We start from the raw sequence: 13,440 nt of genomic DNA, 5'->3' as shown, positions 1-13,440 counted from the left end.
GCTACTCCCGCGCCACCGGCGTCAGCAGCAGCGTGTGCGGATGCAGCGTGATCCCCACCCGAGTCGCGTCGTTCGAGCCGGGCACCTGCTCGAAGCGGTACCTGCCGGCCAGAGCCGCCGTGATCAGCGTCAGCATCGCCATGGAGAAGTGGTCGCTCGGGCACTTGCGGTTGCCGACGCCGAACGGGCTCATGGCGTATTTCGGTACCTCCTTGACGCGTTCCGGAAGCCAGCGATCGGGGTCGAAGTCGAGGTTGCGGACGTACGACCGCGGATCGCGCTGGACGGCGTAGGGGCTGTATACGATGTCGGCCCCGGCTGGAATGCGATAGCCACCCAGTGACGTATCGGTCACCGCCCGTCGCGTCAGAATCCAGATCGCCGGACGTAAACGCATCGCCTCCACGATGACATTGTTGGTGTGCCGCAGCCCGCGGACGTCCTCGAATGCCACGGGCCGGCCGCCGGTGACGGATTCGACCTCCGCGCAGATCCTGTCCGCGTGTTCCGGATGTTCCGCGAGCACATGGAGCAGCCACAAGATCGTGGAGGCCACGGTTTCGGCGCCCGCGGTGAATATCGCGACGACCTGGTCATGGATCTCCTGCTCCCCGATGGGGTCGCCATTCTCGTCCTTCGCCTCAAGCAATGCCGTCAGCAAATCGTCCGGCTTTTGACCGGATGCCCGGCGTTCGGCGACGACCTCGTCGACCAGGAGATGAAAATCGGCCAGGGCACCGTTGAACCGGCGGTTGGCGGGCAGAGGCAGGCGGTACAGCGGCCCGAGCGGGATCACCATCCGCCGGTACATCCCGCAGAAGAGGACGTCGAGTGCGGCGCACAGCCGGTCGGCCCGCTCGTCCATGTAGGCGCCGCGCAGCAGACAACGGGCGACGATCCGTACGGCGATCCGGAACGACTCGGCGGTGCAGTCGACGGTCTCGCCGGGCCGCCAGCGCTCGGTCAGCGCCCGTGCCTCCTCCGCCATGATCGGCCCGTACCCGGGGATCGCGTCGAGGCGGAAGGCGGGCTGGATGGTGCGCCGCTGCCGACGGTGCCGGGGGCCGTTGGCGGTGGCCACACCCTCCTTGCCGAGCAGGGCTTCCAGGGACTCCCACAGCGGCCCGGCGATCTCGAAGTCGGGGCTCAGCGCCAGCGCGCCGGTGAGCTCGGGCGTGGTGACGGCGTACACCGTCTTCGGCCCGAGCCCGATCCGTACGACGTCGCCGTGGTCGCGCAGGGTCGCCATGAAGGCCAGCGGATCCCGGACCAGCTTCCAGCCGTGGCCGAGAAGCGGAACGCCCCCGCCGGCGAGGGGCGGTTCACGCAGTTCCGGGGTCGCGGGCGGGCCGGCCTCGGGGCGGACGGACTCGACGGTCATAGCTCACCTGCCGCTTCGTTGGTGACGTACGGGGGCGTGGACCGGTCGTCCCAGCTGTCGACGCGGTAGCGACCGGACTCGTGGTGGAACCAGTAGACCGAGCTGAACCAGTTGCGCATATTGGCGACGCAGGCACGTACGGCGGCGCGGAGTTCGGTTCCCCGCTGCGTGCCGTCGGCGAGGGAGTCGGCGAATTCCAGGACCTCGCACTCGGCCGCGAGGAAATCGGCTATGCAGTCCTCGACCCGACGCCTGACTTCCGTCACCGTCTCTTCGAGGGTCAGCCCTTTGTGCGTGATCAGACTGATTCCGAGGTTATGGACCTCCGCACCCGCTATTTCCTTCGGAAAGGAGCAGAGATCGTTGTACCAGGCGGCGAAATCCTGGCTCAGCAATGCCGCCCGCCGAAAAGCCGGATGCTTTCTCACGGAGTCCGGCAGTTCCGTTCCGGCGCTCGGCTCCAGCAGATCTGTCCATATCGAGTGCGCGAAGGTGAGCCGACGCAGTTCGAGATATTCCTCGACCGTCGGAATCCTCCCCTCGACGCGGTTGCGAAATTCCTGGTCGTACGCCTCTATCACAAGATGGAAATGCCGGGCGAACCGTGCGTTCCAGGTGCCGGGCAGAAACGCGTACAGCCGCCCCGCACTGTCCGCGAACCCCGCGACCAGCGGGTCCTTGTGGTGCAGATGGTCCTCGGGTGCGTCCAGCGCCGCGTGCAACCGGAACCTGAGCCGCCGCCAGGCGGCCGGGCGGTGGTGGACGATGTCGCGGTCATGGCGGTCGTCCCACACGAAGAACCAGGCGCTGAAGTCCGCGATCGCCTGCAGGACATTGTCCGGGGCGCCCATGTAGTACCCGGCCATGAGGTCGGTATAGCAAAGACCGTCGGCATATTCCGCGACCTTGTCGGCCGGCATCAGCCGCTTCTCCAGCAGCCAGGCGCGGGTCTTCTCCTGGAGCCGCGGCCAATACGGATGGAGTTGCCTGGGAAACGCTGCTTCGATCACCGGGAGAGAGAGCGACGGTGGAACCGGGACCGCCGTCGATGTCGCTGTGGTGCTGTCTGAGAAAGCATGCACGAACAAACTCCTCTCAGCCGCCATTCATACAGCCGCGCACACCCCTCCCGCTGTACCGGGCGTGCGCCGTCGCGTATCCCCGCGCTTCCATTCAGCACCATAACCGACCGTTCTGGGAACGGATTTGCTTCTTTCACTACCCCTGGATGCCGTGAGTCTCCCATTTTATGACTGGATTTGGATCAGTACCTGCCTGTATGGGATCGAACACGTGCCGGACATGCGAACGGCGCCTGGTCAGGAGGGTGTACCTGAACAGGCGCCGTGCGTAAGTGACTTGTGGGGTCTCGGAGGAGGCCTCAGTCGTTCGCGACCACGGGGTAGCGGGGCTCGTTCTCGGCCATCTGCCGCAGCGCGTCCTTGCGCTCCCGCTTGGAGAGACGGTCGATGTAGAGGTAGCCGTACAGGTGGTCGGTCTCGTGCTGCAAACACCGAGCGAAGTACCCGGTGCCGCGCACCTTGATCGGGTTGCCCTTCTCGTCCTGCCCGGTGACCTCGGCGTAGTCCGGCCGGGCGAGCGGCGCGTACGCGGTCGGCACGGACAGGCAGCCCTCGTTGCTGTCGTCCAGCCGGCGCCGGTCGGCGGGCAGCTCGACGAGCTTCGGGTTGCACACGACACCGACGTGCCGCCTGCCCTCGTCGTCCATGCAGTCGTAGACGAAGACCTTCAGATCGACGCCGATCTGGTTGGCTGCGAGACCGACGCCCTCGGCGGTGCGCTGCGAGGCGAACATGTCCGCCACCAGCTGATCCAGCTCCGCGCCGAACTCGGTGACGTCCTTGCACTCCTTGTGCAGCACCGGGTTCCCGACGACGGTGATCGGCCGCGAGGTGCCGCGCTCACGCCAGGCGTTCTCGCGCTCCTCCGTGTCCTCGGTGTCGACGACGAACCCCTCGTCGTCCACGGGGAGCACGCCCGCGTGCTGCTGCTCGGTGTCCTGCTGGGCCATGACCGACGTATGCCTTCCTGCACAACCAAATGAACCAAAGGGGGGTGTGATGCTGATACAGGGTACGGCGAATCCTCAGCAGACCTCTTCGAGATCCCGCCAGTCCCGGGAATCGGGGCTGTCCGCGACCCACCCGTCCAGCAACCCCCGAACCAGCGCGGCCGGTGCCGCCACCCCGCACTCCCGCTCCGGCACCCAAAGCTGCCCGTCCGTCCGATGCCCCAGCGGCCCAGGATGCCCCGGCTCACTGTGATCGTGCGGATCCAGATGCTCCCCGTCCCCCTCGTCCGACGGCATACGCGACTCGGAGCACATCCGGCACAGCAACCGCACCGAGGAAGACCAGTCCTCGGCGGCAAACCCCGCGTCGGCGGCAAGCTGCTCCAGCGCATCCCGGTCGGCCTCCGTGGCGGCCTCCAGCAGCACCACCCACGTCGGCACCGGCGACGGCGCCCACAGCTCGATCTCGTCGAAGACAGGGTAGGCGTGCCCCGCCGACGTGGTCCGCTCCCCGTGCGGCACGCCGTCGTGCAGTACGACCTCGCCCCAGCGCCGCCCGGAGGACGGCAGCGGGATGGACAGCACCTCGATCCGGGCCGGGTCCAGCCGCCGCCCCCACACGACCTCGGCCTCCCCCTCCGGGGACAGCCGTACGGCCGCGCTGCCCAGGTCCATCCCGACCGGCTCACCGGAGTCGGTCGCGGCACCCGGCACCCGCAGCCCGTACGCCTGCCAGGCCCGCCGGGCCAGCGGCCAGTCCTGCAGGGCGGTGGCCGCGATTCCGACGTTCCACCAGTCGGGCGCCCCGGTCTCCCGGTCAAGCAGCGCCACCGCCCGCAGCCCGGCCGCGCGGGCCTGCTCCCAGTCGTGCCGGAACTTGTGCAGCAGGGCGAGGTTGAACCAGGACTCCGAAAGCCAGGGCTCCAGATCGGCGGCCCGCGTCAGCAGCGCGCCCGCGTCCTCGTACCGGCCGTCGCCGATGAGCGTGAACGCACGGTCGGTGGCCTGCCGCCAGGAGGCGGAGGGCCGGTGCCGTCCCTTGCCGAAGATCCTCACGATTCCCGCCTGCCAGTTCCGTGGAGTGGGCTGGCTAGTGCTCGCCCCCGGACACACTCTCATTCGCATCCAACCACGTACGGCTGGAAGGGCGCTCATTACCCATGGGTTACCCAACCACAGGGGGTGTCAGACAGTCTCTGGACAGCACCCGTGCGAGCGATCTGACCACCTCCGGCGCATAGTCCCCGGCGCTGCCCAGCCGCAGTTCCTCCAGCGCCTTCAGCGGCCCTCCTGGCCCGGCATCGCGGATCTTCTCCTCGTAGGCGTTGACCGCCCGCACGATCCGCGCCGCGACCGGCTGCTCCGGGCACGGGTCGGCGAGCCGCTCCACGACCATCGCCACCTGCGGGTTCACCCCGGTCTGCCGTACGACGGCCCCGCCCAGCAGCGCGATCCGCCGCTGCTCCTCGACGGGCAGTACGGCGGTCGCCCCGGCCGGCACCGGGTCGACCAGGCTGAGCTGCCCGATGTCGTGCATCAGGGCCGCGTACTCCAGCACGGTGAGCTCGGCCTCGGACAGTCCCAGGTCACGCCCCACCTCCCGGCTGAGCGCGGCCACCCGCCGGGCGTGTCCGGCCGGGGTGTACCCGGCGATCTCGGTGGCCCGGGCGAGGGAGGCGATGGTCTGCCGGTAGGTGGCCCGGACGGCGGCGTACCGACGCAGGGACATCTGGGTGAGCAGAAGGGGGAGCGAGAAGACGGGCAGCGCCCACAGCCCGGCCACGGCGACGGCGAGCGCCGTCACCGCGCCCGTCGCGCAGACGGCCGAACCGATCCCGAGCGTCGCCCGCAGCTCGTCCCGCAGCAGCGGCCCGAACGGCCACCGGGTGCGGGCGTGCGCGAGTGCGGCGGCGAGCAGGGCGTCGCACAGGGCGGTGAGCGTGAGGATCGCGAGCAGCAGCAGGGCGTATGCGGTGCCCCAGCCGTGGAACGTGCCCTGGTTGTACAGCGGTTGGAAGCAGACGGCCGCGAAGCCGACGGTGAGGACGCGCCGGGCGAGATGGTCGATGACGGGGCGGCCGCGCGCGATGTGCGGCACGCTGCCGAGCAGCGAGGCGGCGAGGACGACTCCGATCACCTGGGCGACGCCGTGCTGGGTGGACTGTCCGCCGTTCTCCCCCACCAGGGCGTACGACAGCGCCGCGGCGGCGCCGAGTGGTGCGGCCTCCCTGCTCGCCGCTCCCGTCCAGCGGGCGAGCTCGCCGAGGGCGACGAGGACTCCGAAGGCCAGCGCCGTGCCACGTTCGACGAGACCGCTGCCCAGGGTGTCGACCAGGCAGACGGCGACGAGGAGAGCGGCGCCCGCGTGCACGAGACCGAGCAGGAGGCGCGGCCTCGGGGCGCTCATCGGTGCGCGCCCGGGGCGCTGGCGACGGGTGGGCGGGGCGGCGGCACGGACGCCTCGTCGGCGGTCACGGCGGGATGCCATCCCTGCTGGTCCACGGCTCGGACGAGGGCCGTGACCATCCGGGGGTCGAAGTGCGAGCCCGCGCACTTCTCCAGCTCCCGCAGGGCGACGGGCACGGGTCGGGCCCTTGAGTACGACCGGTTCGACGTCATCGCGTCGAACGCGTCGGCGACCGCCACCACCCGTGCCGACTCCGGGATCTGACCGCCCGCCAGCCCGTAGGGGTACCCGCTCCCGTCCAGCCGCTCATGGTGGTGCAGTACGGCGGCCCGGGCCTCGCCGAGAAAGGAGATCCCCCGGACCATCTCGTGCCCGTACTCGGGGTGCAGCTCGATGACGCGCCGTTCCTCGGGTGTGAGCGGCCCGTCCTTGCGCAGCAGTCGCGTCGGCACCCCGAGCTTCCCGACGTCGTGCAGGATCCCGGCGAAGCGGAGCACCTCGACGCGCTCGTCGGCCATGCCCAGCTCCCGCGCGATCATCATCGTGGCCTGTCCGACCCGCTCGCTGTGGCCGCGGGTGTAGCCGTCCTTGATGTCGACGGCCTGGACCAGCGCGCGGATGGTCGCCTGATGCGCCGCGCGTTCCCGGTGGTACTGGGCGAACACCCACCACGACACGCACATCGGCAGCAGCACGAGCAGCGCGGCGACCGGGCCGTAGGGACTGCGCCACAGCACGGCCATCATCAGCCCGGCAAGACCGTGCACGGCGATCGGCGCCAGCGAGCGCAGGAACAGCCCCCGCCAGGCACGCCGTGCGGGCACACGGTCGGCGAGGGCCAGGATCCCGCCGTCGAGCGCCGTCAGCACCAGGCAGAACGACAGCACCGCGGCCCCGGCGGGGGCGAGCGCGTACGGGAAGTCGGACGCCTGTACGGCGTCGTGCTCGCCGAGCGCCCAGTGCACTCGGGCGGCCACCCACACCGCGATCACGAGCTGCGCCGCCCGCCACACCCGTCGCAGCAGGTACGGCCGGCCGGCGACCGGGGCGATCAGTGCCCCCGGCACCGCCACCAGCGCGGCGGCGGACGGAGGCAGCAGGAAAGCGCCGGCGAGGAGCACGGGATAGAACGAGCCGGACAGCCACGCGCCCCCGGCATACAGCGCGGCGAGCAGGGCCGGCGCCCACCAGGGAGTGTGCGTCGACGGCAGCGTGTGGAGACAGAACAGGGCGCCGAGGGTGACACAGACGACGTAGCCACGGACCCGTACGGGTGTCGCCCTGGTTGCCGCTTCCATAACGCCCCTCCCCGGCAACGCGCTTCAAGCACGGGACCCTAGGGCGGGTGGGGGAGGTCCGCAGTCCAGGACAGCGGGATTAGCACGTTCGAGTGACGGCCTTGCGTTCAGGACTCCTGCGGCGTCGCCGTCACGTCGTGCTCGGGCACGGCCTGGCCCGAGCGGATCAGGTCGATCCGCCCCATGACCTTGGCGCGCAGGTCCGTCGGCACGTCGTCATGTCCGCAGCAGCGCTTGACGAGCTTCTTCACGGCCTCTTCGAGCCCGTACTTCTCCAGGCACGGCGAGCACTCGCGAAAGTGCTGCTTGAACTTGTCGCGATCGACGTCCGGCATCTCACTGTCGAGGAACTCGTAGAGATGATCGAGTACCTCACTGCAGTCCGTCTCGTGCGGCTCTCCGCAGCTCATGAGCCCGAGCCTTTCGCTTCGTTCGACTCTCCGGCGCCGGCCGGGACCAGCCCGCGCTCACGGGCGTAGTCCTCGAGCATGCCGCGCAGTTGACGGCGGCCCCGGTGCAGCCGGGACATCACCGTACCGATGGGTGTCCCCATGATGTCCGCGATCTCCTTGTACGCAAAGCCCTCGACGTCGGCGAGGTACACGGCGATACGGAATTCCTCGGGGATCGCCTGAAGCGCTTCCTTCACGTCCGAGTCGGGCAGGTGGTCGAGCGCCTGCGACTCGGCGGAGCGCAGGCCCGTCGACATGTGCGACTCGGCACGCGCGAGCTGCCAGTCCTCGATCTCCTCGGCCGCGGAGCGCTGGGGTTCACGCTGCTTCTTGCGGTACGAGTTGATGAACGTGTTGGTGAGGATCCGGTACAGCCACGCCTTCAGGTTGGTGCCCTCACGGAACTGGTGGAAGGACGCGTACGCCTTGGCGTACGTCTCCTGCACCAGGTCCTCGGCGTCGGCCGGGTTGCGCGTCATGCGCAGGGCGGCCGAGTACATCTGGTCGAGGAATTCGAGCGCGTCCCGCTCGAAGCGCGCGCTGCGCTCGGCGGTCGTCTCCGCGGACGTGTCCACGCTCATGCCCTGGCCCTCGGGCTGCTCCGCCTGGCCGTTGTCGGTCCCTGCGTCGGTACCGGGAACCGGACCCACCTCCTCAAGATTGCGGGCAGGGCCGAATCCGGTCCCACCTGAATCGGAGGATAGACGACCTGCCGTACCTGCCGCCCCTCGAATAGGAGCGGTCTTGGCCGCGTGCAGCACCGTCCAGTCCAGGTCGGCGCGGCTGCTGCGGCTCGGGCAGTAGGTCGAACCCATGCGGCGGACTTCCTCTCCTACGACGTCTGCGCTGGTGCTTCAGCACCCGCTGTCCGCCACAACAGAGGCCCGGCCTTGGACATTCCCGAGTCTTTACCCGAGTGACCCGACCCACTGCACGACCGCGTCCGTGACGATCGCCACTGCCTCGTCCTGGTCGAGGGGCGCCCGCTTGGGCACGGCAAACCCGTGATCGCCGTACGGCACCTCGACCATCTCGAAGTCCCCGTCCGGGAACTCCTCCGGTTTCCCGAACGGATCGTTCCCGCCCTGTACGACGAGCGTCGGGACCCCGGCGCCGAGCAGTTCGTCGGCGCGGGACCTGTCGGGCCTGCCCGGCGGGTGGAGCGGGAAGCCGAGGGCGAGGACGGCGTGTGCCCCGAGTTCGACGGCCGTACGGCAGGCGACGCGGGCGACGGCGCTGCGGCCACCGGAGATCACCGGGAGTCCGGGCGCGGTCAGCGCGGGCCACAGGCCCCGCCAGCCGGCGTCGAGGGTCTTCGGCGCGGGCGCCACCTTCTTGCCGGCCACGCGCCAGGGCTGCTCGACGCGGGCGACGGTCACCCCATGGGCCGGCAGGACCTCGGCGAGCGCACGCAGGTCCCGGGCCTCGATGCCACCGCCGGCGCCGTGGCTCACCGCCAGTACGAGCCGGGGCTCGCGCGCCGGGTGCCAGGTGATGCGGGCGTCTCCGGCGTCAGTGCCAACGATCTCGGTCGTCACATCAGTCACAACAGAAGAGTGTGCCCTCTTCGACGTAGGGTGTCCGACTGTGTGACGAGGCCGTCACTCCCCCGTGCGGGAGGGAGGGCCCTTCCTCGCGACCGGGGCAGCGTCGACGAGGGGGACCCATTGACCAGGACGACTGCGCTGGAGCACAAGCTTGCGCAGAGTCTCTATGTCATCGCCGTCCAGGACGCCGGCTGGACGCCGCCGTCCGTGTGCCGGCGGCTCGGCTGGAGCAGCGAGGAGTACGCGACTGCCATCCACGTCCTGTCCGGGCTGGGGCTGCTGGTGCGGACGACCGCCACGCCCAGCGGGTGGGCCTGTGTGTCGTCCGAGTCCGCGCTGGACCACCTGCTCGCCGCCGACGCGCGCCGGGTCGCCGAGCTCGTCGAGCAGACCACCCGCACCCGCGAGGCCATGGTTCGGATGCTCACCGACTTCCACCCCATCCACGCCATGCGCCTGTCCGGCACCCAGGCCCAGCTCGTGGAGGGCACGACCAACATCGCGGCCGCGCTGGAGGACGCGGCCCAGCAGGCCCACGACGAGGTGGTCTCACTGCATCCGGGGCGTGGGGTGCCCGAGCACATGGTGGAGGAGGGGCTGTCGCGCGACCGGCGGGCGCTGCGCCGCGGTGTCGCGATGCGCACGGTCCATCTCGCCTCGTCCGCCGCGCAGCCCCATATGGGCGCGTACCTGCGGGAGTTGCAGAAGGCGGGCGGGCGGGTCCGTACCGCCGTGACGCTGCCGCACCGGCTCATCGTCGTCGACCGGCATCTGGCGATCGTGCCCGCCACCGGCTCGGACGGGCAGCAGGCGGCCGTCGTCGTCTACGACCCCTACCTGGTCGAGGTGTTCCGCAGTCAGTTCGAGTACGCGTGGGCGCAGGCCGCCGCCTTCGACACGGGGGCGCGCTCCGCCGTGGCCGAGGTTCCGGAGGGGCGGCCCGACCGGCGGCAGCGGGCCGTCCTGCGGCTACTCGCGGAGGGTCTGACCGACGAGGCGGTCGCCCGGCGGCTCGGTGTCTCCGACCGCACCGTCCGCCGGATGGTCAACGACCTGACGTCGACGCTCGGCGCCACCAGCCGGTTCCAGGTCGCCGTCCTCGCCGAGCGTGCGGGCTGGCTCGCGCCCGCGGATCTTGAGCAGGACGTGCGCGACGACTCCGGCGAGCAGTCCCCAGAAGGGTGAGCCGATACCGGCGACCGTCACTCCGGAGGCGGTCGCGAGGAAGGTGATCACGGAGGCCTCGCGGTCGCGTTCGTCGGCGACCGTACGGGCCAGGCTGCCGGAGAGCGCCCCGAGCAGCGCCAGTCCGGCCAGGGTCGCCACGAGCGCCGTCGGCAGCCCGGTGAACAGGGCGACGAGCGTCGAGCCGAAGCAGCCGACGACCAGGTAGCCGACGCCGCAGCTCACTCCCGCGATCCACCGCCTGGCCGGATCCCGGTGCGCCTCGGGCCCGGTGCAGATGGCGGCGGTGATGGCCGCCGGGTTGATCGCGTGCGAGCCGAAGGGCGCGAGCAGCGTCGAGGCGACACCGGTGGTCGCGCACACCACGCGCTCGTTCGGCCGGTAGCCGTCGGCGCGCAGCACGGCCATTCCGGGCGCGTACTGGCCGGCGAGCGTGGCCACGAGCAGCGGTACGCCGATGCCGATGAGCGCCCCGGCCGAGAAGTGCGGTGCCGTGAAGTGCGGCACCGCCAGGCCGGGGCCGGCGATGTCGGCGCCGAGGCCGCCGCCGGCCCAGGCGGCGGCAAGCCCGGCGGCCAGCGCACACATCACCGCGTAGGTCGGCCACCGGCGCTTGGCGAGCAGATAGGCGATCACCATCGCGCCCGCGAGCAACGGGGCCGCGCGCAGCGAGGTGAAGATGGCCGTGCCGAACGAGAAGAGGATCCCGGCGAGCATCGCCGAGACGATTCCCTCCGGGATCCGGGCGAGGACCCGGGTGAACACCCCCGTGGCGGTCAGCACCGTGGCCGCGACGCCCGCGAAGAGGAAGGCGCCGACGGCCTCGGCGTAGTCGTGCTGGGCGAGGGCCGTGACCAAAATGGCCGCGCCCGGCGTCGAGAACGCCGTGATCACCGGCATGCGGCTCCACCAGCTCAGCCCCACACAGGTCAGGCCCGCGCCGACGGATATCGCCCACACCCATGACGAGGTCTGCGCCGGGCTCAGACCGGCCGCGTCGGCGGCGGCCAGGACGAGGGCGAGCGGCCCCGCGTAGGAGACCGCCATCGCCACCACGCCGGCGTTGACCGCGGACAAGGACACCGACCGCATGGATCGCACCGATCATCCCCATATGAAGGAGAACAAGGAAACTTCAGACATGGCGGACACCTCCCCCGTAGACATGGCCGCGCCACCCCACATGCTGCCGTACCGCACGCGGCGGTGACGCGCCGGGACGCGTCCGCATCAGGCCGCGTCCCGTACCGGACAGGTGCGAGGTGTGACCGGTGCGGGTCATGGACGTTTCCGGACGGTCAACTCTCCTGTTCCCAGCCCTTGTTGGGGACGAAAGATCTTCGGCATGACGACTACTGCGGAACCCCGTGCGGACCTCGCCGCGCTCACCCTCGACCCGTCCGACACCAAGCGCCTTGAAGGGCTGATCCAGGTCGCGGCGCGACTGACGGAGCCCCTGGAACAGGCCCTGCAGAGCGAGGCGTTCGCCGCGCTCGCCGAGCGGCTGCCGGCCCGGCTGCGCGAGGGAATCGAGTCCTTCCGTGACACGCCGCCGGACCACGGTCTGCTCGTGGTGCGCGGACTGCCCGTCGGCGACATCCCGCCGACTCCGGCCACGTACGGCTCCAACGTCCTCGGCGAGACGCACCCCTCCAGCCTGCTCGTGGCCCTGGTGGCCCACCCGCTGGGCGGGCTGATCGGGTACGAGGACGAGAAGTCCGGGGCGCTCGTGCACGACGTGTACCCGGTCCCCACCGACGCGGCGAAGCCTCTGAACTCCGGCTCCACGCTCTTCGACTTCCACACCGAGAACGTCCACCACCCGGTGCGCCCCTCGCACCTGGGCCTGCTGTGCCTGCGCCCCGACCACGACCGGCGGGCGGCCACCATGGTCGCCTCGGTGCGCGAGGCCGAGCCGCTGCTCACGGCCGACGACCGCGAGCTGCTGCGCACCGACCGCTACCGCAGCCGCTTCCCGCTCTCCTTCACCCGGGGTCTCGCCGAGGACGAGCGTCCGGTGACCGAGCCGCACCCGGTGCTCACGGACGGCCCGGCCGACGCCCCCGGCACCCGGGTCCGGTTCAACATGCACAACACCTTCGGCACGGATCCCGAGGCCCAGGCGGCCCTGGAGCGCCTCAACCGCGCCATGCACACCGTGCACCGCGCGGTACGCGCCGACCGGGGCGAACTGCTCCTCGTCGACAACCGGATCGTCGTGCACGGCCGCAGCGACTTCACGCCGCGCTACGACGGCGACGACCGCTGGCTGCGCCGGTTCTACCCGTACCCCGGCGAGCTGCGGGCCGACGTGCTGGTCCGAGCCGGCGGCCGGGTGCTCGGCAAGGACAGCTACGCCCGTGCATGACCTGACCCTCACCACGGCGGTGCTGCTCTGCGTCGCCGCCGCGCTCGCGGGCTGGGTGGACGCGGTGGTCGGCGGCGGCGGGCTCCTCCAGGTGCCCGCCCTGCTGATCGCCTTCCCGCAGCTGGCCCCGGCGTACGCCCTCGGCACCAACAAGGCCGTCGGCGTCGTCGGCACGTCGGCGGCGGCCGTCACGTACGCCCGACGGGCCGCGATCGACGTGCGGCTCGCGGCCAGGCTCGGCTCGGTCGCGGCCCTGGCCGCGGTGGCCGGGGCGTTCTTCGCGGCCGGCGTGAACAGCGAGGTCCTGCGCCCGGTGATCATGGTGCTGTTGCTCGCGGTCGCCGCCTTCGTCGTCCTGAAGCCGCAGTTCGGGCAGCGGCCGGGCGGCGTCGTGACCCGGCGGCGGGTCCTGGCCGCCGTCGTGGTGGTCGGGGCGGGCATCGGCTTCTACGACGGCCTGCTCGGCCCCGGCACCGGGACGTTCCTGGTGATCGGCCTGGTCGCGGTCCTGTCGATGGACATGGTCACGGCATCGGCGACCGCGAAGGTCGTCAACGTCGGGACGAACCTGGGCGCGCTCGCGATGTTCACGTACCAGGGGACGGTGCTGTGGACCCTCGCGCCCTTCATGGCGGTGTTCAACCTCGCGGGCGCCTCGGTGGGAGCCCGCATGGCACTCAAGCGCGGCAGCGGTTTCGTACGGGCGGTGCTGCTCGTCGTCGTGACCGTGCTGGTCGGCAAGCTGGCAATCGACCAATGGGGGACGTGAG

13 protein-coding genes and 1 pseudogene are annotated in these 13,440 nt (G+C 70.8%); 3 read left to right on the top strand and 11 right to left on the bottom strand.

What is annotated here, in order from left to right:
• Position 1 precedes the first annotated feature (1 nt).
• From ACZ4UU_RS25550 to ACZ4UU_RS25510, 9 genes are all read right to left on the bottom strand, one after another.
• Entirely contained in the window at positions 2 to 1,381 is a 1,380-nt protein-coding gene (locus ACZ4UU_RS25550; RefSeq protein ID WP_471905687.1) for a bifunctional albaflavenone monooxygenase/terpene synthase, read from the bottom strand.
• Positions 1,378 to 2,463: an epi-isozizaene synthase gene (cyc1, locus tag ACZ4UU_RS25545; RefSeq protein WP_471905686.1), complete on the bottom strand. Its 1,086-nt coding sequence runs from the start codon at positions 2,461 to 2,463 to the stop codon at positions 1,378 to 1,380. Before cyc1 ends, ACZ4UU_RS25550 begins: the two co-directional genes overlap by 4 nt.
• A gap of 299 nt (positions 2,464 to 2,762) precedes the next feature.
• Entirely contained in the window at positions 2,763 to 3,413 is a 651-nt protein-coding gene (def, locus tag ACZ4UU_RS25540) for a peptide deformylase (RefSeq protein ID WP_370264639.1), read from the bottom strand.
• 75 nt (positions 3,414 to 3,488) lie between these two features.
• Complete coding sequence (locus tag ACZ4UU_RS25535) at positions 3,489 to 4,469, bottom strand: tetratricopeptide repeat protein (RefSeq protein WP_471905685.1); 981 nt, start codon at positions 4,467 to 4,469, stop codon at positions 3,489 to 3,491.
• Between the two features lie 109 nt (positions 4,470 to 4,578).
• On the bottom strand, positions 4,579 to 5,820 hold the full coding sequence (locus tag ACZ4UU_RS25530; RefSeq protein WP_471905684.1) for an HD-GYP domain-containing protein: 1,242 nt from the start codon (positions 5,818 to 5,820) through the stop codon (positions 4,579 to 4,581).
• On the bottom strand, positions 5,817 to 7,118 hold the full coding sequence (locus ACZ4UU_RS25525) for an HD-GYP domain-containing protein (protein ID WP_471905683.1): 1,302 nt from the start codon (positions 7,116 to 7,118) through the stop codon (positions 5,817 to 5,819). The genes ACZ4UU_RS25530 and ACZ4UU_RS25525 overlap by 4 nt, the downstream gene beginning before the upstream one ends.
• A gap of 107 nt (positions 7,119 to 7,225) precedes the next feature.
• Complete coding sequence (rsrA, locus tag ACZ4UU_RS25520) at positions 7,226 to 7,528, bottom strand: mycothiol system anti-sigma-R factor (protein WP_394726703.1); 303 nt, start codon at positions 7,526 to 7,528, stop codon at positions 7,226 to 7,228.
• Positions 7,525 to 8,220, bottom strand: coding sequence for an RNA polymerase sigma factor SigR (sigR, locus tag ACZ4UU_RS25515; RefSeq protein WP_234768037.1), 696 nt, complete (start codon positions 8,218 to 8,220; stop codon positions 7,525 to 7,527). Before sigR ends, rsrA begins: the two co-directional genes overlap by 4 nt.
• Positions 8,221 to 8,478: 258 nt before the next feature.
• Positions 8,479 to 9,108 carry an alpha/beta hydrolase family protein gene (locus tag ACZ4UU_RS25510; protein ID WP_471905856.1) on the bottom strand — a complete coding sequence of 210 codons (630 nt, stop codon included), beginning with the start codon at positions 9,106 to 9,108 and terminating at the stop codon, positions 8,479 to 8,481.
• A 129-nt stretch (positions 9,109 to 9,237) separates the two neighbouring features.
• On the opposite strand from ACZ4UU_RS25510, the gene ACZ4UU_RS25505 reads away from it, so the two are divergent.
• Positions 9,238 to 10,302 (top strand): helix-turn-helix transcriptional regulator, encoded by a 1,065-nt coding sequence (locus ACZ4UU_RS25505; RefSeq protein WP_471905682.1) that lies wholly within the window; start codon positions 9,238 to 9,240, stop codon positions 10,300 to 10,302.
• A gap of 12 nt (positions 10,303 to 10,314) precedes the next feature.
• Here the strand turns inward: ACZ4UU_RS25505 and ACZ4UU_RS25500 are convergent.
• Both ACZ4UU_RS25500 and ACZ4UU_RS25495 read right to left on the bottom strand, forming a co-directional pair.
• Positions 10,315 to 11,349: pseudogene (locus tag ACZ4UU_RS25500) on the bottom strand (benzoate/H(+) symporter BenE family transporter); the annotation flags it as partial.
• Between the two features lie 88 nt (positions 11,350 to 11,437).
• A complete protein-coding gene (locus ACZ4UU_RS25495) occupies positions 11,438 to 11,584 on the bottom strand; it encodes a hypothetical protein (protein WP_159058753.1) in 147 nt (48 codons plus the stop codon).
• Positions 11,585 to 11,647: 63 nt separating this feature from the next.
• Between ACZ4UU_RS25495 and ACZ4UU_RS25490 the strand changes: the two genes are divergently transcribed.
• A complete protein-coding gene (locus ACZ4UU_RS25490; RefSeq protein ID WP_471905681.1) occupies positions 11,648 to 12,670 on the top strand; it encodes a TauD/TfdA family dioxygenase in 1,023 nt (340 codons plus the stop codon).
• Positions 12,663 to 13,439 carry a sulfite exporter TauE/SafE family protein gene (locus ACZ4UU_RS25485; RefSeq protein WP_471905680.1) on the top strand — a complete coding sequence of 259 codons (777 nt, stop codon included), beginning with the start codon at positions 12,663 to 12,665 and terminating at the stop codon, positions 13,437 to 13,439. The genes ACZ4UU_RS25490 and ACZ4UU_RS25485 overlap by 8 nt, the downstream gene beginning before the upstream one ends.
• Position 13,440: the final 1 nt, after the last annotated feature.

It is taken from the genome of Streptomyces sp. NPDC028907 (assembly GCF_055564995.1).
This window is presented reverse-complemented; position numbering and strand designations above follow the sequence as displayed.